The sequence below is a fragment of the Gordonia sp. G4 genome (assembly GCF_057770005.1).
This window is the reverse complement of the sequence record NZ_CM173442.1, coordinates 1,658,207-1,679,367: the sequence shown is the minus strand read 5'-3', so window position 1 is coordinate 1,679,367 and position 21,161 is coordinate 1,658,207. Positions and strand designations below refer to the sequence as shown.

Here is a 21,161-nt window from a genome sequence, read left to right as displayed (position 1 = left end):
CAAGCACCCTGGCACGTCCGTACCATCGCGCGCATGTCTGTTCTGACGACGTCGACGCGACGCCCCTCTGGTGACCTCCGTCCGGAATCCGTCCGCAGACGTGTCCGGGTGCGTCTGGCGAGCGTCGCGGTCGTGGCTGCGCTGACGTCGCTGGTGATGCTCGCGCCGAGCGCGCAGGCCGACCGCATCATCAACGGGCATCTGGTGGGCGGGAAGATCGGAGAGGCCTACTCCGCGACGGGTGGCTTCTTCAAGTGGGGCGTTCCGACCGGTCCCGAACGCGCGGCCGCCAAGCGCGGCCGCTTCCAGTCGTTCTCACGCGACACGTCGTTCTACTGGCATCCCGCCGCCGACGGTGGCACCGCGCATCAGGTCGGCGGCGCCATCCGGAGCCGCTGGCAGAAGGCCGGGGCCGAGCGCGGCGCGCTGGGATACCCGGTCAGCAACGAGTACAAATCGGGCAGCGGCCGGAGCAACGACTTCCAGGGCGGCGTGGTCACGTGGTCCAAAACCGGTGGGGCACAGATCGTCTGGGGTCAGATCCGGCAGAAGTGGGAGAATACCGGCGGTGCCGGCGGGTACTTCGGGGTTCCGCTCGGCGGGGAGTACCGCACCGGGGGCCGGTTCGCACAGGACTTCTTGAACGGCACCATCTTCTGGCCCTGACGCGACGAACCGCCGCGGGTGGCGTTGGTGTGTCCCGGGCCCGACTCGTCCGGGTCCGGTCACTGACGCCCTTCGTGCTCGAACCGTTGCGCGGCGGTCACCGCTCCGGCGATGTCGGCATGGGCGGCCGCCGGGCCGAGTATCCGCCGCAAACCGGCCTCGGTCACCTCACCTGCGGGTTCGATCATCGCCCGTACCTGGGTAGCCAGATCGGCAGGAGGCGGGAGTCGCAGCTCGCCGAACCAGTTCCCCAGCAGATCTACCAGCGCGTCGACGGTCTTCTGGCTGTCGACGAACGGCAGACCGACACCGGTGAAGCCGTCCTCGAGGTCGTAGCCGGACCGGGTCCACCGGCCGCCGAAGCCGTAGACGAACCCGATCCACATCCCCTCGGTGCGCTGCCTCTCGAGGTGGGGCGCGATGGCCGGCTCCCACCACGGTGGCGCGCCGTCGAGCAGGTCGGTCTCCGGCTCGCCGAAGTACGCCGCGCCCTCCCGGAAGTAGGTCTCGGAGTACTCGTGGTCATGCCCGACGAGCACCGCCCGGTCGTCACCGACCAGCACCATGTCGGCCCAGTTGCCGCCGCCGTCGTCGTAGTGCCACCCGTCAGGGGTCGCACGCGCGCCCTGCGCCCAGCGCTCGCCTCGCACCGCCAGTAGGGCCGCGTAGGCAGCCCACCTCGGTCTCATCTCCGCGGGAGCCGGCAGCTCGACCGTCTGCAACGCCATGGCCTGACACCTCTCTGTCCGGATTGTCCGGACCCGCACGCCGCCAGCGTATTGCCGGGGCCACCCGCCGCGCTCACCGGATCCGTTTCCGAACACCGAATGCGTCTGAGCGGGAACGGGATATGTGAGCGGATCGAAGACCAGGACGCGTTCGCAGTACGGTGTGGACCGTGACCCGATGGCATCGCAAGGTTCTGACACTCGCCGCATGTGCGGCGGTCGTGCTCGGGAGTTCCGGTGCGGCCGGCACCCTCGCCACCGGTCCGGCGACCGGCTCACCGTCGCCCGCCGGCGAAGCGGGTTCCGTCGTCTCGTCGAGACCGCTGCCGCCGCAGTACTGGGTGCCCGGTTCCGCCGACGCCTCCGTCCTGACCTACGTCACCACCGACACGTTCGGCAACAGGGCGCTGAGCACCGGGACCGTCTTCATCCCTCGGGGCACCGCCCCGGCCGGCGGCTGGCCGGTGATCTCGTGGGCCCACGGGACCTCCGGGCTCGGCGACGACTGCGCACCCTCGGTCCGGGGACCGGGCCTACCCGAGCGCGACCTGCCGTACCTGGCGAAGTGGATGCAGCAGGGCTACGCCATCGTCGCGAGCGACTACGCCGGGCTGGGCACCCCCGGTCTGCACGCCTACCTCGACGGCCGGACGACGGCCCACAACGTCGTCGACATGGTGCGCGCGGGTCGGGAGTTCTCCGCGACTCTCCCTGTCACACAACGGTTGTCGCGCTCATGGGCGGCGGTTGGACAGTCCCAGGGTGGCGGGGCGGCGATCTACACCGCGCGCCACGCCACCGAGTTCGGCGGTCCCGAACTCGCCTACCGGGGCGCCGTGGGCACCGGCACGCCGGCCTACATCGAACGGCTCGTCCAGATCGCCGGCCCGGGCGTACCCCCGGTGGCGATCACGCCGGCACTGACCGCCTACCTCAGCTACATCACCGCCGGCCTCCGGTACGCACATCCCGAACTCGGCATCGACCGCATCCTCACCCCGACGGGCCGCAAGTACGTGGCGCTCGCCGAGACCCGGTGCGTCGGCGACTTCGAGGAACAACTCCGGGGAGTCTCCGTCGGCGACTACTTCACCGCCCCGCTGAACAGCCTCCCGAGGTTCTCCGCAACCCTCGCCGATTACCTTGCGATGCCCGAAAAGGGTTTCGACAAGCCGTTTTTCATGGGCCACGGCCTGCTGGACACGGACGTGCCGTATGCCACCACCGCTGCGTACGCGGCGACGCTGACGGCCAACGGCCAGCCGGTGACCTTCCGGATGTATCCGAGTGACCACAGTGGCACCCTGGTCCGTTCGCAGGCCGACACAATCCCGTTCCTCAACCGGCTGTTCGGCAAGTAGCCGCTCATCGACTCCGCCGAAATTCTCGCGCACCCCGGTTCCGACGCGGCGTCGTCTCGTGGCACGATGGACAGCACCGGTTGAGCAGCTGCCGTCACACATTTGCCGGGACGGGCGGCCGCGTGTCGGCCTGCCGCGTCCCCCGTGGAGAGGGCCATCAACCGATGCAGGCAGAACATCCTGACGCTGTGATCGTCGACGACTCCGGCCTGAGCGCCGGCCGCGCCCTGATGACGGTGGTGTCGGCAGCACACGAGCAACTGGTGATCCTGACCGTCGAGGGCAGCATCGACGTCCTCACCGCTCCGCAGTTGTCCGAGGCGGTGTCCGAGGCGCTGAGCGGTCAACCGGACGGTCTCATCATCGACCTGACCACCACCGAGTTCCTGGCCTCGGCCGGGATGGCGGCGCTCGTCGCCGCACACGAGGCCATCGCGCCCAGGGGCATGTTCGGGGTCGTGGCCGCCGGACCGGCGACCACCCGTCCCCTCACCGTGATGGGGCTCGATCAGACGATGGTGCTCTACCCGACACTGGACGACGCGGTCACGGCCATGACCACCACAGAGGGGCTGGCCGACCGTCCGGCTGGATAGACCCCGATGGTGTGGATTTCGTCGGCCCACCGCCCCGCAGACCCGGACGGTGGCCTCGCGCTCTCGGTCACGGCCACCCCCGAGGCCGCCTTCCGCTTCCGGCAGCACTTCGCGCAGTGGCTGGACGCGACGGTCAGCGTGGACGCAGAACGTCGCAGCGACATCGTCCTCGCGGTCTACGAGGCGGTGGCCAATGCGGCCGAGCACGCGTACGCCGCCGGCACGCAGTCTTCGAGCACGCAGCCGTCGGGCACACGACCCGGTGCCATCGAGGTACGGGCACGCCTGACGCGTGAGGAGTCGCTGGAGGTCACCGTCACGGACGGAGGGCGCTGGAAATCCGATGCCTCGTCGTCGCCGTACCGCGGGCGCGGACTCGCCCTGATCTCGGCGCTCAGCGACGCGTCGGACGTCACCAGCGGGCCGGACGGGACCTCGGTGACACTGCGCTGGCACGAGCGGCTCGGCGTCTGAGGCCCACCTCCGCGAGCATGTCCCCAGCGCTGGGGACACAGGCGCTCGTTGTCGGTTCACAACCCCTGCCTGACACAGCCAGGTCACCGACCGAGGGGTACGGTTCGGACAGGAGTTCGTCGTGGGTCTGTTCAACCGACCAAGTCTGTCGGCCGAGTCACCTAACCTGATCTCCGAAGGCGGGTTCGGGGCCGGCCGTCGAAGAAGCTCGGTGGAGCGTACTCCCGATCCTGACATCGCTGCACAATGCGCATGCACGTCAGCGCACGAGGAAGGGAGTCGACATGACCGACTTCACCGTGGACTCGAACATCGACGACGCCTGGCGCACGTTCGCCTTGCACGTCGGTGATCGGCTGTCGCATCTCGAGCCGGGCCAAACCCTCACGATCCAGCAGGACCCGATGATCCCGGAGGGTCCGCACGGGACGCTGCGGTTCACGATCACCGGGTCACGTCGGTTGCGCTGCACCATCGACGACACCGACCTGCATCCGACCGCCGAGTACTTCGCCGAGCACCTGGCACTGCTCGCCTCCCTCGGATGGCGCCGCCTGCGCAACGGCACCCACATCTTCGAGGTCGGCCGCCGCCGCGTGGACCAGCTCGCGCACGTGACGGTGCAGACGCTTCGTCAGGTCTGGGAGGTCGTGCACCCCGCGTTCCTCGACCATTCCCCCGCCGCGCGCCCCGAACCCCAGATCGAGGTCGCGGTCCAGCCCTTCGACGCCGACCATCTGCGTGCGTTGCTCGTCGGCTCGCTCGAGGACCTCACCGGCTGCCGCATCCAGACCGACGCCGACGGCGACATCGCCCTGCCCACCAAGCCCGTCTCGTCCTGGCTGAGTCCGCGCAGCGACGCACCGCGTCTCGAGTTCTTCGCGCGCCTGGCCGGCGACATCACCGACCGTCGCCGCGCCGCCGACATCGTCGCCGCCCAGCCGACCATGGGTTCGGCGGTGCGGGTGCACCTCCTCGAGGACGAGGTCTTCGCGACGCTGACCGTGGAATGCGCCGTCTTCCACCCGCACAACCTCAGTTCCGCCCTGGCCGAGTGGTTCTCGTTCCTGGCCGACTGCGCCCCGTCCGTCATCGCCAAGGTCGGTGAGGACGCACCGATGACCGCGCGGAACGGCGGCCGGCTCCCGGACGCGCTGCAGACCCTGCTCGAACTCGACCCCGACGGGCGGTCGCTCAGTGCCCGCGAGGTCGCGAAGATCTGCCGCTACAACCAGGCCGACATCCTCTCCTTCATCAACACCAGCGAGGAGCAGCACCTCACGTGGCGGCGGTCGGCGGTCGACGCGGCCGCGGCGTCGGACTCGGTGGAGGCCGACGCCTGCCGCCACGAGGCCGACGCCTGGAAGGCGACCACGCACAACCTGCGTGCCGCGCTGCGCGTCGTCGTGCTGTCCGACGACGACACCGCAGACCGGAACTCGCCGGCCAAGTGATCCGGGCAAATCGGGCTCCGAATCACCGGTGCACGTAGTCCGCGCGGACGATTTTCGGCGCCGGGCATCGCGCCGGCGCCAGCCGAGGCGTTCAATTGTTAGGTAACCCTCAGCGGTTCGCGTCGTCGATCGGAGCCCTCGCATGGCCATCACCACGGATCGCGGCGCGCTCACGTTCACCTTTCCCGAACTGGGTCGCGACGCGCGGTTGCACGTCACCTTCCAGCGGACTCTGCGCACCCCCGACCCGGTCGGACGGTACGGCCCGGTCGGTGACGACGGCGCGCTTCGCCTCGCCCAGGGCTCACCCGACGGCGATGCGCACGCAACCATCCCCATGTGGCAGTCCGAGGCCACCTGGCTGGACTTCTCCTCGCCGCACATGCATCCCTTCCTCGTGATGGTCGGCGTCGACGGCGTGAACGCGATCAGCGGTGACGTCTTCACCGGTATGCCCGACTTCGACGCCGACGACTACCTCGAGGTCCCCACACAACCGTCACTCGCCTCCCACCGGGGCCCGGCCGGCGACGGGTTCGACGACCGCCAGTTCATCGCTCCCTCGACCCACACCGTCGCGGACGGCGGTCGCACCGGGACGCTCGTGCAGCTGACGGTCATCCCGATGCGCGCCGACGCGTGGGCCCGGCGACGCCGCCACCTGCCCTCGGCTCCGGGAACGTGCGTGCTCTGCGACATCTCACGAGCCGAACAATCCCGTGCCCGTCCCCGCCTCACCGCGCCTCGCGTGACAGGTCCACTCGAGTCCGCGGACACCTGGCATCCGACGACGTTCGACACCGCCGCGGTCCGGATCGTCAACTCGGTCGCGTGGAAGTCCCTGACCGGAGAACCGGTGCCGCGCGCCGCGCTGACGAGCGCCGACTACGCCGCGCACGACCTCCCCTGGTACCCCGTCTACGACGAGACGGTCGAGCACTCGGCCCCCCTGTAGATCTGTCGCGGGTGTCGCCCCGGGTGTCCGCTCCGCGTCGTACTATTCGGATCCGGTCCGCGTACGTCCCGCCCAGGAGGAGCCGCATGTCCCCCGATTTCGACGCCGTCCTCGAGGCGGCCTGGCGGGACTTCGCCGACACCCTCGCGGTCCGGGTGCCGCGCCTCCTGCCGGGTCAGAGCCTGGCCATCGTCGAGGCGGCGGCCGGGGGCTGGCGCCGGCGGATGACCTTTGCGATGACCGGGACGCCCGGGTCGACCGACCGACTGCGCTGCACCATCTCCGCGGGCGACCTCACCTGGACCGACAAGGACCGGTGGATGCGTCAGGCCACCTACATCGTCGACCGCGGCTGGTGTCGGCTCGAGGGCCGCAGCGCCTTCTGCTTCGAGGTCGATCCCCTCCGGTCCAGCGACCTCGCCGATGCCGCCGTGCGAGCGTTGCGCGAGGTGTGGGGCGTCATCCATCCGTCGTTCGTCAGCATCGGCGACCCGTCGTTCGCCCGCCACCACTCACCGGTGCCCGCGGACGATCTCGACACCGATCGGGACCGGCTCCGGCCGTCGGAATCGGGTCGAGCGGTCGAAGAGGATCTCGACGACACCGTCCGCATCACCGACGCCGACACCCTCCGCTTCACCGCACCGGCCCGGTTCGTCGACGCCCCGGTCGAGGGCGGTGTGGTCCCGCAGTCGAAGGACCATCTCGTCGAACTGGTCCGCGCCGCGATGACCGCGGCCGGACGTCCCGCGGTGGTCAGCCCGCGCAAGGCCATCTTCCTGCGATCGACCGGCACCTCGCTGTTGCGACCCACCCGCGACGCCCGCTCACTGGAGATCGTGACCATCCTCAGCTCCTCGGTGCCCGCACCCTCACTGCTCGGTATGGTCGTCGCCGAATTCTCCCCGCGGTGGCCCGAAGTCGCGGTGGTCGTGCGCAACGGGCTCGTCTACGCCCAGCGCCGCATCGATGTCGCGGTCTTCAACCCCGCGAATCTCGATGCCGCGCTCCGACGCTGGGACGACTTCGCCCGGTCGGCCCGCGGCGAGATGATCAGACGGCTCGACAGCAGCCCGAAACTGGAACGCCGACGACGCGGCGACCGGCTCCCCGGCGCATTGCTGGGGCTTCTTCGGGTCAACCAGAAACTCGACAACACGCTGTCCCCCACGACCGTTCTCGCGGCCTGTCACCAGGACCGGGAGCGCGTGCACGAGTTCTTCGACATCTGCGCCGCCGAGATGCGCGAGTGGATGGACAACCTCACGGCCGCCCGCAAAGCCGAACTCGGTGAGGAGGAGATCGCACTGTGCGAGGCCGAGCACCAGGCCTACGCCCGGGTCGCCCGGCTGCTCCTCACCGCCATGGACCTCGCCGGCGGGGCGCCTTCCGCTCCCTGATCCGAAAGAACCACATACCCGCTGGCCCGCCCTGCTCCCTGAGGAGCGCCCGGAGCTTGCGGAGGGCGCGTCACGAAGGGTCTTCGCAACCCGACTCGCCAAGACCCTTCGTGACGCTCGCAAGCTCGCTCCTCAGTGAGCAGGGGTGTCGCTCCGCTCGCTCCTCAGGGAGCAAGGGTGTCGCTCCGCTCGCTCCTCAGGGAGCAGGGGTGTCGCTCCGCTCGCTCCTCAGGGAGCAAGGGTGTCGCATCGCTCGCTCCTCAGAGAGCGGAGACGCTCGCATCTCTGGGGCCGAGGCCGGCCGGAGCCGCTCAGTCGGTGGAGCTGTACGAGAGGTGCACGACTCCGTTGTCGAAGACGTCCGTGCCGACGAGCGTGAGCGGCAGATCGGCCAGACCGTCGAAGAGGCGGGCACCGCTTCCCAGGACCACCGGATAGACCAGCAGGTGCAGCTCGTCGATCAGCTTGTCGCGCAGCAACGCTCGCACGAGCGTGCCGCTGCCGCTGATGTAGAGATCGCGCTCGTGCTTGAGTTCGCGAATCCGGTCGGCGTCATAGGCACCGATGACCGTCGAGTTCTGCCACGCGCTCGTGTCGTCGAGAGTCGACGACACCACGTACTTGGTGGTGTCGTTGAAGAACGGGGCGCCGGGGTCGTCGTCGACGGTCCGGGTCGACCAGGCCGGGGCGAACATCTCGAATGTGTTGCGCCCGAGCAGGATTCCAGTGCAGTCGGACATGAAGGACCCCAGGAGCTCGCCCATCCCGTCGGCGAATCCGTACGGCATCGTGAAGCTCGGGTCCTCGTAGCTGCCGTCGAGGGTGATGAACTCGTGGACGTGGATCTTTCCCATGGTGTGCCTCTCGTCTCTTCGCGGTGAACGTCACGATGTCAGACCGGGCGTCGCCGGGAAACTCATCGGCGTCGAAGAGTTCGGCGAACTGTGGCGAGTGGCCCTTCGTGGCTCGTCGCTAGCGCTCCTCGCACCTCAGGGAGCAGGGAGACGTCGCTAGCGCTCCTCGCACCTCAGGGAGCAGGGAGACGTCGCTAGCGCTCCTCGCACCTCAGGGAGCAGGGAGACGTCGCTTGCGCTCCTCGGACCTCAGGGAGCAGGCCGGCCAGCGGGTCTGTGGTTCTTTCGGATTAGGGAGCAGGGGGCTGAGCCCCGTTCCCGCCGGCTGAGCCTGTCGAAGCCCCCTCGTCTGGTAACTCTGGACCCACACATCGGCGATCGAAGGAGATCCATGGACGTCGCAGGCAAGGTGGCCATCGTCACGGGTGGCGGTGGGGGTATCGGCGCGGCGATCGCGCATGCGCTGGTCGATGCGGGCGCCAGGGTCGTCGTCACCGACCTCGACGAGTCCGGTGCCCGGGACGTCGCCGGGTCGCTCGGAGATGTGGCGACCGCGCTCGGCGGTGATGCCTCGTCCGACGACCACATCGATGCCGCGGTTCGGCTGGCGGAGAGCACCTTCGGTCCGGTCGACCTGTACTTCGCCAACGCCGGCGTCGGCCTGGGCGGCGGGGTCGACACCGACGAGGCGGTGTGGGATCTCGCTGTCGACGTCAACCTCCGCGCCCACATCCGAGCGGCCCGACGCCTCGTCCCGGACTGGGTGGAGCGCCGAACGGGATACTTCGTCAGCACCGCGTCGGCCGCGGGCCTGCTCACCCAGATCGGCAACGCACCGTACTCGGTCACCAAACACGCCGCGGTCGGTTTCGCGGAGTGGCTCAACATCACCCACTTCGACGACGGCGTCCGGGTCAGTTGCCTCTGCCCCATGGGCGTCGACACCAAACTGCTTCGGCCGGACGGTGATTCCGCGAGCGAAGAACAGCGGCTGATGCAGCGCGCCGTGGAGAGCGCGGGCGCGGTGCTCACTCCCGGGGCGGTGGCCGCGATCGTGCTGGAAGCCGTCGCCGACGAACGCTTCCTCATCCTCCCCCACCCCGAGGTCCTCGACATGTACCGCCAGAAGGGCGCCGACTACGACCGGTGGCTGCGCGGGATGCGCCGGTACCAGACCAGCCTGCGATGATCCCGCGCCGACGTGTCGCGGTTGCTACTCGAAGTAGCGTCGCGGCACGTCGACGAGCATCGTCGTGATGTCGGCCTCGCTGACTCCGCGCTCTCGCAGCGCCGGCAGCACCTCTTCGCTGATGTGTCGGTAGTTCCATTTGGGGAGTGCCTGTTTCTTGGCCTCGTGGTCGAACCAGTCGATGAAGCAGGCGGCATCGTGCGCGAGGGCCATGCGGTCGGCGTATCCGCGCCTGCACAGTTCGGCGACCGTGTTCACGCGCTCCTCGAACGGCAGGAGGAGGTCGAGACCGAAGCGGTCCATGCCGAGGATCGAACCGGCGTCGGCGAGTTTCATCAGGTAGTCGAGGTCGACGCTGTCGCCGGAGTGGCCGATGACCACCTTCGTCAGGTCTGCCCCCTCCTCGGCGAACACCTTCTGGGCGACCAGTCCCGACTGGCTGTGCGGATCGGTGTGGACGGTGATGGGCGCGCCGGTCTGGGCGCTGGTCTGTCCCACCGCGCGCATCACGCGCTCGACACCCGGTGTGAGGCCCTGGGATTCGATGGCGCACTTCAGGAAGGCCGCTCGCACACCGGTGTCCGCGATGCCCTCGGTGAGGTCCTTGGTGAAGAGCGTGACCAGTGGCTCCGGCACGTCGAACAGCATTCCCGGGCCCGCATAGTGAAATTGGAACGGGATGTCGTTGTAGGTGTAGAGACCGGTCGCGACGACGATGTTCAGGTCGATCTGTTCGGCGATCCGTTGGATACGCGGGATGTACCGGCCGAGGCCGAGAACCGTCGGGTCGAGGATCGTGTCGATCCCGAGCTCCTTCAGTTCCGTCAGATCACGGACCGCTTCGGCGACCTTCTCGTCCTCGTCCCAATCATCCTGGTAGTTCTGCCGGAATTCTTCGCCGACGATGAAGACGTGCTCGTGTACCAACACGTTTCCGAGGTCTGCGGAATCGATCGGGCCGGTCGCGGTGTGGACGGTGGCCATGGAGCCTCCTCATCAGGAGGCGGCGTTGCCTCCCACTGCGGCGAACCCTAGTCGATTCCCCCGGCGTGACAGGCGACTTTCGTCCGTCGTTCTCGTCGGCCGCTCCCGCAGGGTTCGTTGTGGCGCGTCACGCGGCGCGGGGCGCGGTGAGCTTCTCCATGACCCAGTACGACGAGCCGGCGACCACCGCCCCGGCAAGCCAGGACAGGTCGATGCCGCCCAGTGCGACCGCAACCGGACCCTGCAGCGCCGGCAGCATGCCGTACATGAACATCCAGGTCGCCGTGACACCGAGAGCGAGTGCGACGAGCGCGGTCGGCCGCACTATCGGCAGGACGCTGTCCGCCGGTGTGCCGAACAGACTCTCGGCGTCGATCTGTTGGCGTGCGATCAGGAACCAGTGCACGAGAACGACGCTGCCCCATGGGCTCAGCCAGCCGACGATCGACACCAGCCAGAAGTCGATCGTGGTGGCGAAGTCGCTGTTGAGCACGAAGTAGACGACGATCGCCATCGCCACGACGCCGATGACCATGTTCAGCACGCGGCGGTCGACGCGGATGTCGAGCGCCTGCGTCGACACCGTGCACGTGTAGATGTTGAGGATGTTGGTCGCGAGCGGTCCGTGGATCACCAGCAACAGAACCGGCAGTGCGAGAACGCCATAGGCATCGACGATGATCTCGCCCGGATCGGCGGAGTCGCTCAGGGTGGCCAGCGACGCACCCAGCACGCCGAGCCAGACGACCGGAATGAACTGCCCGAGTGCGCTCGCGAGGAACAGCTTGCGCGACGGCACGTCCCGGGACACGAAGCGCGAGTAGTCGCCGGCGTAACCGATCCACGTCAGGCCCCACCCGATGCCGATCGCGGTCATCACCGCGGTGATCGCACCGATGTGCGCCGATCCCGTGAGCTCTGGCGAGGTCGTCTGTCCCCAGTTCACGTCCAGACCGACCCACGCGACGACGGTCATGACGAGCAGGATCGCGACCGTCGGCGGCACCGTCCACCGTTCGAAGGCCGAGATCACCCGGTACCCGAACCAGGCGATCGTCACCTGCATCCCCATGATGATCGCCGCCACGACGATCCGCGCGGCGTTGTTGTCGAGGTCCGGGTCGACGAGTCCCATCTCACCGAGCAGCGCCATCACCAGGTCGAGGACGATCCAGGTGTTGACCGCGCACCAGCCCATACAGACCAGTGCCTGAACGGCCGCGGGAACATAGGCGCCGCGGCGTCCGAAGACGGCCCGCGAGAGCACCATCCCGGTGACCCCGGTGCGCTGACCGATGACCACGAAGACGCCGAAGATCGTCATGCCGATGGCGTTGCCGACGACGAGGACGGCCACCGTCTCCCACAACCCGAGGCCCATGGTGACGCCGAGTGCACCCAGCACCCAGTTGATCGGCGCGATGTTCGCACCGGCCCAGATCCAGAACTGTCCGCGCACATCGTGGGTCTTGGCGGATTCGGGGATGAGTTCGAGCTCGGCCTCGGCCTCCGGGACCGAGTGCTTCGGTCCGGGTGCCGACGGGGTCGCGGCGTCGAGTGCGGTCATTGTGTCCGTCCCAGAGAGATCGGCCCGAGGGGTCGGGGTGCGGTCGGGCGTGGCGCGCGACGATGCGCAGTGCATCCATCGTGGTCCGGTCGCCGCGGCTGCGATACCTACAGAACGTCCGCATTCACTCGGTCGGCGACAGACAGGATGTCGGGCCGGACTTCTCGGCAGGGAGCGCGCGCGGGAAAGATCAGGTTGCGATTTGTCCCGGGAACCGGGCGAGATCGCAACGGGATCCGAACCGCTCAGGCCACGTCCTGCACATCGGCCGCCGACGCGCCCGTGATGATGTCGAGGACTCGTGGGTACTCGGGCGCGTCCGAGGTGACCACCGAACCGTGGTTTCCGCCGCGGATGAGAACGGCCTCGGCCTCGCCGCCTTCGCGGACGACGGCGGCGACGTAGCGCTGGGAGTTCGCCGGCGCGACCATGCGGTCGGCGGTTCCGTGGACGGCGACCACGGGGGTGTCGGGATCGATGTTCTGGATGGGGTCGACCATCGTGTACCGCTGCGGGACCTGCGCCGGTGTGCCACCGAGGGCGGTGACGATGCGGTCGTCGCCATGCGTTGCCGCGTAGGTCATGTCGAGTGGACCGGCGAGTGAGACGACGCGTGTCGGGCGGAACAGCGGCCGCGCACCGACCTCGTCGTCCTCCAGCTTGTGCCTCGTCCCGCCCCACACCGCGAGCTGGGCACCCGCACTGTGCCCGACGATCAGTTCGTCGTCGGTGTCGATCTGCGGGAACTGCCGGTCGACGACGACGACGTGGTCCAGCGCGCTCGCGACATCGCGGAACGTCGTCGGCCACCCGCCGCCCGAACCGACGCGGCGGTACTCGATGTTGTAGACGGCCATGCCCCGGCCGGCGAGGTCTCGCGCGAGCGGTTCGAAGATGTCGGCGCCGAGGGCGCTCTGCCACGCGCCGCCGTGGATGAGGACCACGAGCGGGATCGAATCGACCCGCTGTTCTCCCTCGGGCAGGTACAGCTCGGCCCAATTCTGTTCCGAGTCACCGTCATCCGGTGTCGGATAGTCGAACCGTTGGATGGTCACCTCGTCCAGGTACTCGACCGGCGCGGCCGTGGCACTGCTGGTCGTCGTCGTGGGCGTCGTTCCGCTGGAACACGCGGACAGCCCGACCATGCTCGCGACGAGGACTCCCAGTGCGATGCGTCCGCCGACCGAGACCCTCACCGCGCGCTGAGGGGAACTGCGGTGATCGCCGGGCCGCTACGAACGGTCGCGGGGAGCGGTCCGAATCCCGTCCAGAGATTCACCGGCACCGTGATCGTCGCGCCGGCGGGCAGCGAGATCGGCCCGGGGCTGACCGCGATCCGATCGGTGAAGGTGTCGCTTCGCTCGACCTCCAGTCGGAGCCGCTGCGCGCGCCCCTCGGAGCGGATGGTGACACCGGCCGGGGACGTGGCACCCACCGAGACCGCCGAGTTCGGGCCGATTGCGAGCTGTGTGGTCTCGGTCGACAGCGAACGCAGTGAGTTCTCGGTCGCGACCTCGAATTCCGCGGTCGACGCTGCTGACGAGGTCACCCGCATCCCATGTCGCGCCGGGTCGGCGTCGACGACCGCGACGGCACCCGCGGGCACCTCCAGATCACCCATCGCCACCACGCCGCCCGCGCTGAGCACCGTCGCATCGATGTCCGCGGAACGACCGGCTTCCACCCCGTCGACGATGATCCGGAAGGCGCGGTTCGCGGGCACCGTGAAGGTGGCGGTGTTGTCGTTGTTGAACAGGATCTTTCGGTCGACGCCCGGGATCGCGCGGCCGGCCGGATCCGTGACCCGCACATCCCAGTCGACGTCGCCGGCACCGCGGGCGCCGCCGTTGGTGTCCGACACGATGACCACGGTCTCGTCGTCGCGCAGGTCGGGGTCCTGGTGACGCGCCAGGATGGGTGCCAGCGGCACGAGCATCATCTTGTTGGCCGGCGACCCCTGGAACAGCAGCGTCGGCTCGGACGGGTTGGTGGCCGTCGAGTAGTACCAGCTGTCGGCCGCGGGGTCGGCGACGATCATCTTCTCGACACCGGGGAAGTTGTTGTCGTAGACGACGATGCCGCGTTTGCCCTGTCCCAGGTCGCGAATGGCGATCGGGTTGATCGCGTGTCCGGCGCTCTGCTCCTCGTCGGTGTAGATCGCCAGGACGTAATTGTCGTTGCGGGCCCACACCGACCGCAGTCGGGACAGCGCCTGTGTGACCGTGACCTCCGATTGGACGAGGTCGGTGGGCGGAAAGCCCTGCGTGATGAACATCCGCGCGATGAGTTCATCGAGGGGCGCCGACGGCCGGATGCTGTAGACGGGCTGCCAGGGCAGTGCCAGCGGGAACGGGTTCAGGCGCTTGGTGGCATAGAGTCCGGCCAGCGCGGCCATCCCGAAGCAGTGCCCGCCCGCCATCGACTCGTTGAATTCCTGTTGCACAACCTCGGCGACCGTCGTCGGCGAGCACACACCCAATACGAGGCGCGCGCAGACCTCGTCGCCGAATACCGCACGCATGCCATCGATGGTCAATCCGCGAGTGTGCAGAGCGTCGTTCGGTCCCCAGTTCTCGAACGAGAAGCCGTCTCGCTTGACCTGGAAGTCGGCCTGCGCGACCAGCTTTCCGGCCTGAGGATTCACCACCGGCGCCGCCTGGGACGGACCGGAGGAGACGATCGACAGGCCGGCGGCCACTGCCAGCACCAGTACCGCCACCGAGAGACGGTTCAACAGTCGGGAACCGCGCGTGCCTGTGAGCATCGCTAAACACTAGCGGACATTTCAGACACTGCCAGATCTGCCGGAGAATTCGCCGGATTCATTTCGGAAATACGTCTCAAATTGTTTGTTGCGGCAGTTTGTTCCAATTCAGGGACCAAACTGCCGCAACGTCGATCACGAATGTTCGCAGGCGGTTACTTGACGCCCGAGAACACGTACTGCAGCACGGCCAGGGCCAATTCGTTGTCCTGGATCGCCTGCCACAAGATGGTGTCCACCATGTTCGTCTCCGTTTCGATGTTCGCGTGAGGGGTTGGCCCGGATACCGAGCCGGAAATCGTGGAGTCACCCCGACCCGGCGCTCCCGATCCTACGTCGACGGCCGGGGAGGGTCACCGGGTGATGGGCGCGACCCGTGTCACGCCGTCCGGCGTCCGGCGGTTCGCCTATTCGATGCATCGACCTCCGCGATCGCGACACGGAGCATCTCCGCGAAACGGCTCCAGAACGCTGCCTCGTCATCGTAGAACCGGACGGTCCGGGGATCGGCGGCCGCCAGGCGGGCACCGTTGGCACGACTCTGCCAGTGCTCCCACTGGTCCTCGCACACCCGTAGGTAGCCGGTGAGTGTCGCGGCGTCGTGGTTCCGCAATGCGGCGATCCTGCTCGGCATGGAAGTCCCCTCCTCGGCATGGTCCGGTCACACGCTATGCCGGGGGTACGACAACCTCGTCCAGCCGCGTGTGGACCCGTGACCACCTGCTCCGGAAGTGCTCCGCAAGGCACCCGACGATGGGGCACCGGCAACGCCCGCCCGTTCGAACCGCGGAACCGCGGACCGCGAACCGGCGAGCGTCGGGCGGCTCATCCGCCGGCGGTGGTGCGGGGTCGGGTGTGAGCGGTCCAGGTCCCGCCGTCGTGGTACCGGTCGGCGTTCGGGTCCTGTGGGTCCGGGTACCAGCCAACCACGACGTTCCGTGCGCCGTCGACAGCCGAGCTCTTCGACTTACGGGACACGAGCACGACGATGCCCGCGATCCCGGCACCCAGAACGGCCATCAGCACGAGCAGGACGACGAGCAGCAGGATGATCGACATGCACGCACCGTACCGAGCACCGCTCGCGATGCCATGTCGTCGGCCGCGGCTTCGCTCCGGTTCCGCCGAATGACGGACCCGCCCGTCGTGCGCGGGATCAGTCCCCGACGGTCTTGACAGGTATCCCCATCCGCTGGGCGCGGCGAATCATGGTGACCGCGTTGTCGATCGCCGCGCATCCCGGGTCGTTGTTGAAGTAGACATAGACATCGCACGAGTCGTCGTAGGCCTCCGTCAGGCGGCGCAACCAGCTGTCGATCGCACGAGTCCCATAGCTCATCGGTCGCCGCGACGTCCCGTCATGAAGTCGCAGGTACCCGAAATCGGCTGTGCGCCACAGTGGATTGAGAATGCGGTTCTTCCGGTCGGCCCAACACAGCGCCGCGTTGTGCCGTTCGAGGACCGACCTGGTCTCGTCGGTCCACCAGGACTCGTGCCGGGGTTCGACGGCGACCTGGACCGTCTTCGGGAACAGCGCGAGCGTCTCGTCCAGGGCGTCGGGTGTCGCGCGGAGGTTGGGAGGCAACTGGAGGAGCACCGGCCCCAAACGACCGTCGAGCCCCGCCGATCGATCGAGAAAGCGCTGGACCGGTTCGGCGGGCTCCTTGAGGCGCTTGATGTGCGTCAGGTAGCGACTCATCTTCGCCGCCATCCGGAAGTCGGCGGGGACGGTCTCGGCCCAGTTCTCGAACGCCTTCTTCTCCGGCAGCCGGTAGAAGGTGTTGTTGACCTCGGCGGTCGGGAACCGTTGGGCGTAATGGTCCAGCCACAGTCGCTGGGGGAGCTTCTCGGGGTAGAACGCGCCGCGCCAATCCCGGTACTGCCAGCCGGAGGTGCCGATGAACAACATCGTCGCAACTATCCACTCGCGACGGGGCTACGAATCCCGTCCACGACGAGTACTCGGCAGGCGTGTGGGTGTCGGCTCACGCGCTTCGGGTACCCGTACGTGGCACATGCCAATCACCGAGACGGGAGTGACATATGACCAAGCTGGCGATCATCTACTACTCGGCCACCGGACACGGCACGGCGATGGCGCAGGCGCTGTCGGATGCCGGCGAATCCGCGGGTGCCGAGGTCCGGGTCCGCCACATCGCCGAGACCCGGGATCCCCAGACGTTCGCCGACAATCCGGCGTGGTCGGCCAACTACGAGGCCACCAAGGACCTGCCCGCCGCGAGCGGAGACGACATCGTCTGGGCCGACGCGGTGATCTTCGGCAGCCCGACGCGGTTCGGCAGCACGGCCTCGCCGTTCCAGACGTTCATCGACTCGCTCGGCGGCCTGTGGGCCGACGGCAGGTTGGCCGACAAGGTCTACACCGGATACACCTCCAGCAACACCGCCCACGGCGGGCAGGAGACCACGCTCATCGGGTTGTACACCTCGCTGATGCACTTCGGCGGCATCCTCGTCCCGCCCGGTTACACCGACGGGCTGAAGTTCGCCGACGGCAATCCCTACGGTGTCTCCCACGTCACCGGTCCGGAGAACAAGAACCCGCTCGACGACGCGACGAAGGCAGCGCTCGCGCACATGGCCGAGCGTGTGGTGCGAATCGCTGGACTCCTCACAGCCTGACGATGTCGCTCACCGGTTCCGTTCTCGCCCAGCCGATCTGTGTGAGCGGGAACGGGACCTGTGAGCGTGAGGGGGCCGGAATCGGAGTTGACAGCGACGGCCCGGGGGTTCACCATCGGTCCTCGTGTCTGTCAGTGTGTCGCCCTCCGGGCGTGAGGAGGTCGTCGGCGTCGTGCGCGCCGACGGTTGAGCACCCCGCCCCGATCGGCGCGCGTCCATCTCAGTCGAGGACCGCGCCGGTCGATCTGTGCTCTCTTTTCCTCCTCCGACACCTGAGGTGTACACACCCATGCATTCATTGACCGAAGCCCAGATCCGTTCGTCGTTCGTCAACGCCTCGCTGCGCGAACGCAAGAGCGTGACACTCCCACCCGACTTCGACGACTTCGACTGGGAGCAGCTCGATTTCGCCGGCTGGCGCGACCCGAAGCTCCCGATGGTCGGTTACGTGGTCATCCCGACCGACGACGACGTCATCGGGATCATGCTGCGACTCGGTGGCCGCCAGCCCCGCAACCGTCCGCTGTGCTCGTTCTGCGAGGACGTCCACCTCCCCAACGAGGTCGCCTTCTTCAGCGCGAAGTTCGCCGGCGCCGCGGGGCGCAAGGGCAACACGGTCGGGACGTTGATCTGCTCGAACTTCGAATGTTCGGCGAACGTCCGCGCCAAGCCGTCGGCCATCTTCTCCACCGACGACCCCGAGACCGTGCGGCAACAGCGCATCCGGGCGTTGCGGACCCACCTCGCCGGATTCGCCCAGCGAGTGGCGAGCGGAGACAGCTCCTCCGCTCCCTGAGGAGCGGCCGGAGCTTGCGAAGGGCGCGTCACGAAGGGTCCTGGTGACACGGGTAGCGGGACCTTCGTGACTCGTCGCTTGCGTTCCTCGCGCCTCAGGGAGCAGGGAGGTGACCGCTTGTCCCGCCTGCATCTGGCCCGCCTCGTGACCGACAGACTTCAACTCGACTCGCAGACTTCGATCGAGGTCTGGGAGTCGAGTTGAAGTCTGGGAGTCGCAGTTCTGCGGCCCGGCGGCCATCGTGGATCACGAAAGGCCTGAGCTCCCTGAGGATCGAGCGTCACGAAGGGTTCGGCGAGCCTTTCGGCCGGCGGTCAGAGCAGCAATAGTGGACCCATGACGTCGCTGTTCATCCGAGCACTCCAGACACATCAATGGCTCTACGAACATTCGGGCGGCCTCGTCGGCCACCGACTGCTCATGGGCAATCCCACGCTGCTGCTCCGGACGATCGGACGCCGCACCGGTGAGGCGAGGTGCAACGCGCTCACCTACGCGCGCGACAGTGAGGCCTACCTGGTGGTCGCGTCGAACGGCGGATCGCCGCGACCACCGGGGTGGCTCGCCAACCTGAAGGCCCATCCGAATGTCGAGGTCCAGGTCGGCCGACGGCGGATTCAGGTCACCGCGCGGGCGACCTACCCCGACGACCCTGACTACGCCCGGCGCTTCGTGCTCCTCGACGAGGTCAACCGCGGCCGCTACGCCGGTTACCAGAAGAAGACGACACGCCCACTCGCGATCGTCGAGCTGATGCCGCGGTAGGGGGGCTCGCGCCGCACCGCCTCCGAAGCGGTCCCGCCGGGCGCGGGAAGATTCACGCCGCGTCTGGACCCGCCGTGTCGCGAGTCCACCGTCGCGCATATTCGTCGGTGTAGCTTTGCCCGGTTCGCTCGCAGATGATGGCCATCAGTTCGTCGGTCAGGGCGCGGGTTCGGTGCTCGGTGACTTCGCCCGACCCGAGGTCCAGCGCCGGGAGGATCTCGATTGTGACGCTGCGTCGTCGTTGGCGGCCATCCGTTCTACGAGTCCCGGTGATCGCAATCGGTATCAGGGGCGCACGGGTTTTCAGCGCGACGCGTACGGCCCCGGTCCGTCCGCGATACATCCGCCCGTCCGGGGACCGAGTGCCTTCGGGATGAATCCCCCAGGCTCCCCCGCCATCCAAGATCTCAACTGCTTGCCGGAGCGCCGACGACGCTCCCGCGCCGCCACGACGGTCGACCGGGATCTGTCCCAAGGTGAGAAAGAACCAGCGTTGTAGGCGACCGACGGGACCGTGACGTTCGAAGTACTCGCGCTTGGCGAGGAACGTCACCGGTCGACGCACCGCCAGAGCCAGGTAGAAGGAATCGAGCACCGACAGGTGATTGGCCGCGAAGATGACCGGCCCGCACGTGGGCAGATGCTCGCGGCCCACGATCCGGGGTCGCGCCCACAGGCAGAGAGCCGGTCCGATCAGGACATACCGACACAGGACGTACGCCAGTTTGGTGCTCACGCGCATAGACAGTGTCTACTGGACGATGGGTGACACTGTCTACGTGGAATCAGCGAAGACCAGAACCGCGTTGGTTCGCGCCGGCGTCGAGTTGTTGGAGGAGACCGGCTCACCAGATGTCGGTTTACGCGAGATCGCGCGCCGTGCGGGCGTCTCCCATGGCGCTCCCCGCAGATGGTTTCCGACGCATCGCTCGCTCCTGGCGGCCATCGCTCGCGAAGGACTGGACGACCTGTCGTCGGAATTGATGCGTACGGCAGGCGGAGGCTCCCAGAGCGTCCTGCAGGTCGCACTCGCCTACGTCGCGTTCGCCCGTCGTCGACCTGCGATGTTCGCTTTGATCTTCCGTCACGACCTGCTCGAGGGCGCAGGTGCCGACCTCCGCACCACGTCGCGGCCTTTGTTCACATGGTTGGTCTCGCTGATCGAGCAGAGCGGGGCCGTCGTCGATCCCGAGCTGCGCGCAGCCGAGCTGTGGGTCGGAGTCCACGGGATCGCGATGTTGTCCTCGACGGGGTCGCTTGGTCTGGCCGTGCCAGGGGTCGACGCCGACGAGCTCGCCGAACGGATCGTCGCGAGCAGCCTCCGTCCGTCCCCCTGATCCGCCGATGACATTCACCCGGCTCGGCGGTCGGTATCTGGGAGCACACCGCAACGACTCCTGAGGAGAAGCATGCGAACGCTGGCGATCACCCAGAACATGACGCTCGACGGTTCGATCGAGATGTTGACCGACTGGTTCGACCCGACCGTCAAGGCGCCGGATCTCATGGCCGAGTCGCACCGGCAGGACGCCGAGGCCGACGCCCTGCTCGTCGGTCGGCAGACCTTCGAGGACTTCCGCGGCTACTGGCCACACCAGACCGACGACGCCACCGGGATCACCGACTATCTCAACACCGTCGACAAGTACGTGGTGTCGAGCACGATGATCGACCCGGAGTGGCAGAACTCGACGGTGCTGAACGGGGACGTCATCGAGCAGGTGACCGCGTTGAAGAACGCCGCGGGCAAGGACATCGTCGTGACCGGCAGCATCAGCCTGTGCCACACCCTGATCGGCGCCGGGCTGGTCGACGAGTACCGGCTGTTCGTCTACCCGGCCGTCCAGGGGTCGGGGCGTCGCCTGTTCCCGGACGGCCTGGAGATCCCGACGCTGCGCCTGGTGGACACGAAGAGCTTCGAGCTCGGCGTCTCGCTGCTGCGCTATCGGACGGTGTGACGGGCTT

At 67.9% G+C, this 21,161-nt stretch carries 22 protein-coding genes and 1 pseudogene; 13 read left to right on the top strand and 10 right to left on the bottom strand.

All coding sequences use genetic code 11. The features are described from left to right. Positions 1 to 33 precede the first annotated feature (33 nt). Positions 34 to 666, top strand: a complete 633-nt coding sequence (locus AC3B5T_RS07440) for an LGFP repeat-containing protein (protein ID WP_231632786.1) — start codon at positions 34 to 36, stop codon at positions 664 to 666. Positions 667 to 725: 59 nt separating this feature from the next. Here AC3B5T_RS07440 and AC3B5T_RS07435 read toward each other — a convergent pair whose 3' ends face one another. Further along, complete coding sequence (locus AC3B5T_RS07435; RefSeq protein WP_055476688.1) at positions 726 to 1,394, bottom strand: hypothetical protein; 669 nt, start codon at positions 1,392 to 1,394, stop codon at positions 726 to 728. Between the two features lie 170 nt (positions 1,395 to 1,564). On the opposite strand from AC3B5T_RS07435, the gene AC3B5T_RS07430 reads away from it, so the two are divergent. The 6 genes from AC3B5T_RS07430 to AC3B5T_RS07405 all read left to right on the top strand — a co-directional run bounded on the left by AC3B5T_RS07430 (position 1,565) and on the right by AC3B5T_RS07405 (position 7,634). Next, complete coding sequence (locus tag AC3B5T_RS07430; RefSeq protein WP_442902725.1) at positions 1,565 to 2,755, top strand: prolyl oligopeptidase family serine peptidase; 1,191 nt, start codon at positions 1,565 to 1,567, stop codon at positions 2,753 to 2,755. A 164-nt stretch (positions 2,756 to 2,919) separates the two neighbouring features. Further along, positions 2,920 to 3,351, top strand: coding sequence for an STAS domain-containing protein (locus AC3B5T_RS07425; protein WP_044505591.1), 432 nt, complete (start codon positions 2,920 to 2,922; stop codon positions 3,349 to 3,351). A 6-nt stretch (positions 3,352 to 3,357) separates the two neighbouring features. Continuing rightward, positions 3,358 to 3,825: an ATP-binding protein gene (locus AC3B5T_RS07420; RefSeq protein WP_010844879.1), complete on the top strand. Its 468-nt coding sequence runs from the start codon at positions 3,358 to 3,360 to the stop codon at positions 3,823 to 3,825. Positions 3,826 to 4,109: 284 nt separating this feature from the next. Then, positions 4,110 to 5,279 carry a TY-Chap domain-containing protein gene (locus AC3B5T_RS07415; RefSeq protein ID WP_010844878.1) on the top strand — a complete coding sequence of 390 codons (1,170 nt, stop codon included), beginning with the start codon at positions 4,110 to 4,112 and terminating at the stop codon, positions 5,277 to 5,279. A gap of 142 nt (positions 5,280 to 5,421) precedes the next feature. Further along, positions 5,422 to 6,234, top strand: coding sequence for a hypothetical protein (locus tag AC3B5T_RS07410; RefSeq protein WP_055476686.1), 813 nt, complete (start codon positions 5,422 to 5,424; stop codon positions 6,232 to 6,234). Positions 6,235 to 6,320: 86 nt separating this feature from the next. Continuing rightward, the gene (locus tag AC3B5T_RS07405; protein ID WP_055476685.1) at positions 6,321 to 7,634 is read left to right on the top strand and encodes a TY-Chap domain-containing protein; all 1,314 of its coding nucleotides are present in this window, start codon (positions 6,321 to 6,323) and stop codon (positions 7,632 to 7,634) included. Between the two features lie 311 nt (positions 7,635 to 7,945). Here the strand turns inward: AC3B5T_RS07405 and AC3B5T_RS07400 are convergent, their stop codons facing one another. After that, positions 7,946 to 8,488 (bottom strand): dihydrofolate reductase family protein, encoded by a 543-nt coding sequence (locus AC3B5T_RS07400; RefSeq protein ID WP_055476684.1) that lies wholly within the window; start codon positions 8,486 to 8,488, stop codon positions 7,946 to 7,948. A 391-nt stretch (positions 8,489 to 8,879) separates the two neighbouring features. Between AC3B5T_RS07400 and AC3B5T_RS07395 the strand changes: the two genes are divergently transcribed. Then, a complete protein-coding gene (locus AC3B5T_RS07395) occupies positions 8,880 to 9,677 on the top strand; it encodes an SDR family oxidoreductase (protein ID WP_055476683.1) in 798 nt (265 codons plus the stop codon). A 24-nt stretch (positions 9,678 to 9,701) separates the two neighbouring features. Here the strand turns inward: AC3B5T_RS07395 and AC3B5T_RS07390 are convergent, their stop codons facing one another. The 7 genes and pseudogenes from AC3B5T_RS07390 to AC3B5T_RS07360 all read right to left on the bottom strand — a co-directional run bounded on the left by AC3B5T_RS07390 (position 9,702) and on the right by AC3B5T_RS07360 (position 16,901). Next, positions 9,702 to 10,661, bottom strand: coding sequence for a phosphotriesterase family protein (locus tag AC3B5T_RS07390; protein ID WP_014924836.1), 960 nt, complete (start codon positions 10,659 to 10,661; stop codon positions 9,702 to 9,704). 127 nt (positions 10,662 to 10,788) lie between these two features. Beyond that, the gene (locus AC3B5T_RS07385) at positions 10,789 to 12,228 is read right to left on the bottom strand and encodes a cytosine permease (protein WP_055476682.1); all 1,440 of its coding nucleotides are present in this window, start codon (positions 12,226 to 12,228) and stop codon (positions 10,789 to 10,791) included. Positions 12,229 to 12,473: 245 nt separating this feature from the next. Further along, positions 12,474 to 13,373, bottom strand: a complete 900-nt coding sequence (locus AC3B5T_RS07380; RefSeq protein ID WP_055476695.1) for an alpha/beta hydrolase family protein — start codon at positions 13,371 to 13,373, stop codon at positions 12,474 to 12,476. A gap of 47 nt (positions 13,374 to 13,420) precedes the next feature. Further along, positions 13,421 to 14,992 carry a hypothetical protein gene (locus AC3B5T_RS07375; protein WP_055476681.1) on the bottom strand — a complete coding sequence of 524 codons (1,572 nt, stop codon included), beginning with the start codon at positions 14,990 to 14,992 and terminating at the stop codon, positions 13,421 to 13,423. Between the two features lie 379 nt (positions 14,993 to 15,371). Beyond that, positions 15,372 to 15,635 (bottom strand): annotated as a pseudogene (locus AC3B5T_RS07370) (hypothetical protein); the annotation flags it as partial. 182 nt (positions 15,636 to 15,817) lie between these two features. After that, the gene (locus tag AC3B5T_RS07365; RefSeq protein WP_055476680.1) at positions 15,818 to 16,051 is read right to left on the bottom strand and encodes a DUF2510 domain-containing protein; all 234 of its coding nucleotides are present in this window, start codon (positions 16,049 to 16,051) and stop codon (positions 15,818 to 15,820) included. Between the two features lie 97 nt (positions 16,052 to 16,148). Next, positions 16,149 to 16,901, bottom strand: a complete 753-nt coding sequence (locus AC3B5T_RS07360; RefSeq protein ID WP_055476679.1) for a DUF72 domain-containing protein — start codon at positions 16,899 to 16,901, stop codon at positions 16,149 to 16,151. A gap of 134 nt (positions 16,902 to 17,035) precedes the next feature. Between AC3B5T_RS07360 and AC3B5T_RS07355 the strand changes: the two genes are divergently transcribed. The 3 genes from AC3B5T_RS07355 (at position 17,036) to AC3B5T_RS07345 (ending at position 19,196) form a co-directional block, all read left to right on the top strand. Further along, positions 17,036 to 17,635, top strand: coding sequence for an NAD(P)H-dependent oxidoreductase (locus AC3B5T_RS07355; RefSeq protein WP_055476678.1), 600 nt, complete (start codon positions 17,036 to 17,038; stop codon positions 17,633 to 17,635). A 289-nt stretch (positions 17,636 to 17,924) separates the two neighbouring features. Next, complete coding sequence (locus tag AC3B5T_RS07350) at positions 17,925 to 18,431, top strand: FBP domain-containing protein (RefSeq protein ID WP_055476694.1); 507 nt, start codon at positions 17,925 to 17,927, stop codon at positions 18,429 to 18,431. Positions 18,432 to 18,767: 336 nt separating this feature from the next. After that, positions 18,768 to 19,196, top strand: a complete 429-nt coding sequence (locus AC3B5T_RS07345; protein ID WP_055476677.1) for a nitroreductase family deazaflavin-dependent oxidoreductase — start codon at positions 18,768 to 18,770, stop codon at positions 19,194 to 19,196. 52 nt (positions 19,197 to 19,248) lie between these two features. On the opposite strand, the gene AC3B5T_RS07340 is transcribed toward AC3B5T_RS07345, so the two are convergent. Next, entirely contained in the window at positions 19,249 to 19,938 is a 690-nt protein-coding gene (locus AC3B5T_RS07340) for a lysophospholipid acyltransferase family protein (RefSeq protein ID WP_055476676.1), read from the bottom strand. Between the two features lie 37 nt (positions 19,939 to 19,975). Here AC3B5T_RS07340 and AC3B5T_RS07335 point away from each other — a divergent pair, with 37 nt between their 5' ends. Beyond that, positions 19,976 to 20,533 (top strand): TetR/AcrR family transcriptional regulator, encoded by a 558-nt coding sequence (locus tag AC3B5T_RS07335; RefSeq protein WP_331456855.1) that lies wholly within the window; start codon positions 19,976 to 19,978, stop codon positions 20,531 to 20,533. A gap of 72 nt (positions 20,534 to 20,605) precedes the next feature. Further along, positions 20,606 to 21,154, top strand: a complete 549-nt coding sequence (locus AC3B5T_RS07330; protein ID WP_055476674.1) for a dihydrofolate reductase family protein — start codon at positions 20,606 to 20,608, stop codon at positions 21,152 to 21,154. The last annotated feature ends 7 nt before the right edge of the window (positions 21,155 to 21,161 follow it).

Coding starts and splice junctions, on each gene's coding strand:
- AC3B5T_RS07440 (WP_231632786.1), top strand. CDS start 34: ATGTCTGTTCTGACGACGTCGACGCGACGCCCCTCTGGTGACCTCCGT.
- AC3B5T_RS07435 (WP_055476688.1), bottom strand. CDS start 1,394: ATGGCGTTGCAGACGGTCGAGCTGCCGGCTCCCGCGGAGATGAGACCG.
- AC3B5T_RS07425 (WP_044505591.1), top strand. CDS start 2,920: ATGCAGGCAGAACATCCTGACGCTGTGATCGTCGACGACTCCGGCCTG.
- AC3B5T_RS07420 (WP_010844879.1), top strand. CDS start 3,358: ATGGTGTGGATTTCGTCGGCCCACCGCCCCGCAGACCCGGACGGTGGC.
- AC3B5T_RS07415 (WP_010844878.1), top strand. CDS start 4,110: ATGACCGACTTCACCGTGGACTCGAACATCGACGACGCCTGGCGCACG.
- AC3B5T_RS07410 (WP_055476686.1), top strand. CDS start 5,422: ATGGCCATCACCACGGATCGCGGCGCGCTCACGTTCACCTTTCCCGAA.
- AC3B5T_RS07405 (WP_055476685.1), top strand. CDS start 6,321: ATGTCCCCCGATTTCGACGCCGTCCTCGAGGCGGCCTGGCGGGACTTC.
- AC3B5T_RS07400 (WP_055476684.1), bottom strand. CDS start 8,488: ATGGGAAAGATCCACGTCCACGAGTTCATCACCCTCGACGGCAGCTAC.
- AC3B5T_RS07395 (WP_055476683.1), top strand. CDS start 8,880: ATGGACGTCGCAGGCAAGGTGGCCATCGTCACGGGTGGCGGTGGGGGT.
- AC3B5T_RS07390 (WP_014924836.1), bottom strand. CDS start 10,661: ATGGCCACCGTCCACACCGCGACCGGCCCGATCGATTCCGCAGACCTC.
- AC3B5T_RS07385 (WP_055476682.1), bottom strand. CDS start 12,228: ATGACCGCACTCGACGCCGCGACCCCGTCGGCACCCGGACCGAAGCAC.
- AC3B5T_RS07380 (WP_055476695.1), bottom strand. CDS start 13,373: ATGGTCGGGCTGTCCGCGTGTTCCAGCGGAACGACGCCCACGACGACG.
- AC3B5T_RS07375 (WP_055476681.1), bottom strand. CDS start 14,992: ATGCTCACAGGCACGCGCGGTTCCCGACTGTTGAACCGTCTCTCGGTG.
- AC3B5T_RS07365 (WP_055476680.1), bottom strand. CDS start 16,051: ATGTCGATCATCCTGCTGCTCGTCGTCCTGCTCGTGCTGATGGCCGTT.
- AC3B5T_RS07360 (WP_055476679.1), bottom strand. CDS start 16,901: ATGTTGTTCATCGGCACCTCCGGCTGGCAGTACCGGGATTGGCGCGGC.
- AC3B5T_RS07355 (WP_055476678.1), top strand. CDS start 17,036: ATGACCAAGCTGGCGATCATCTACTACTCGGCCACCGGACACGGCACG.
- AC3B5T_RS07350 (WP_055476694.1), top strand. CDS start 17,925: ATGCATTCATTGACCGAAGCCCAGATCCGTTCGTCGTTCGTCAACGCC.
- AC3B5T_RS07345 (WP_055476677.1), top strand. CDS start 18,768: ATGACGTCGCTGTTCATCCGAGCACTCCAGACACATCAATGGCTCTAC.
- AC3B5T_RS07340 (WP_055476676.1), bottom strand. CDS start 19,938: ATGCGCGTGAGCACCAAACTGGCGTACGTCCTGTGTCGGTATGTCCTG.
- AC3B5T_RS07330 (WP_055476674.1), top strand. CDS start 20,606: ATGCGAACGCTGGCGATCACCCAGAACATGACGCTCGACGGTTCGATC.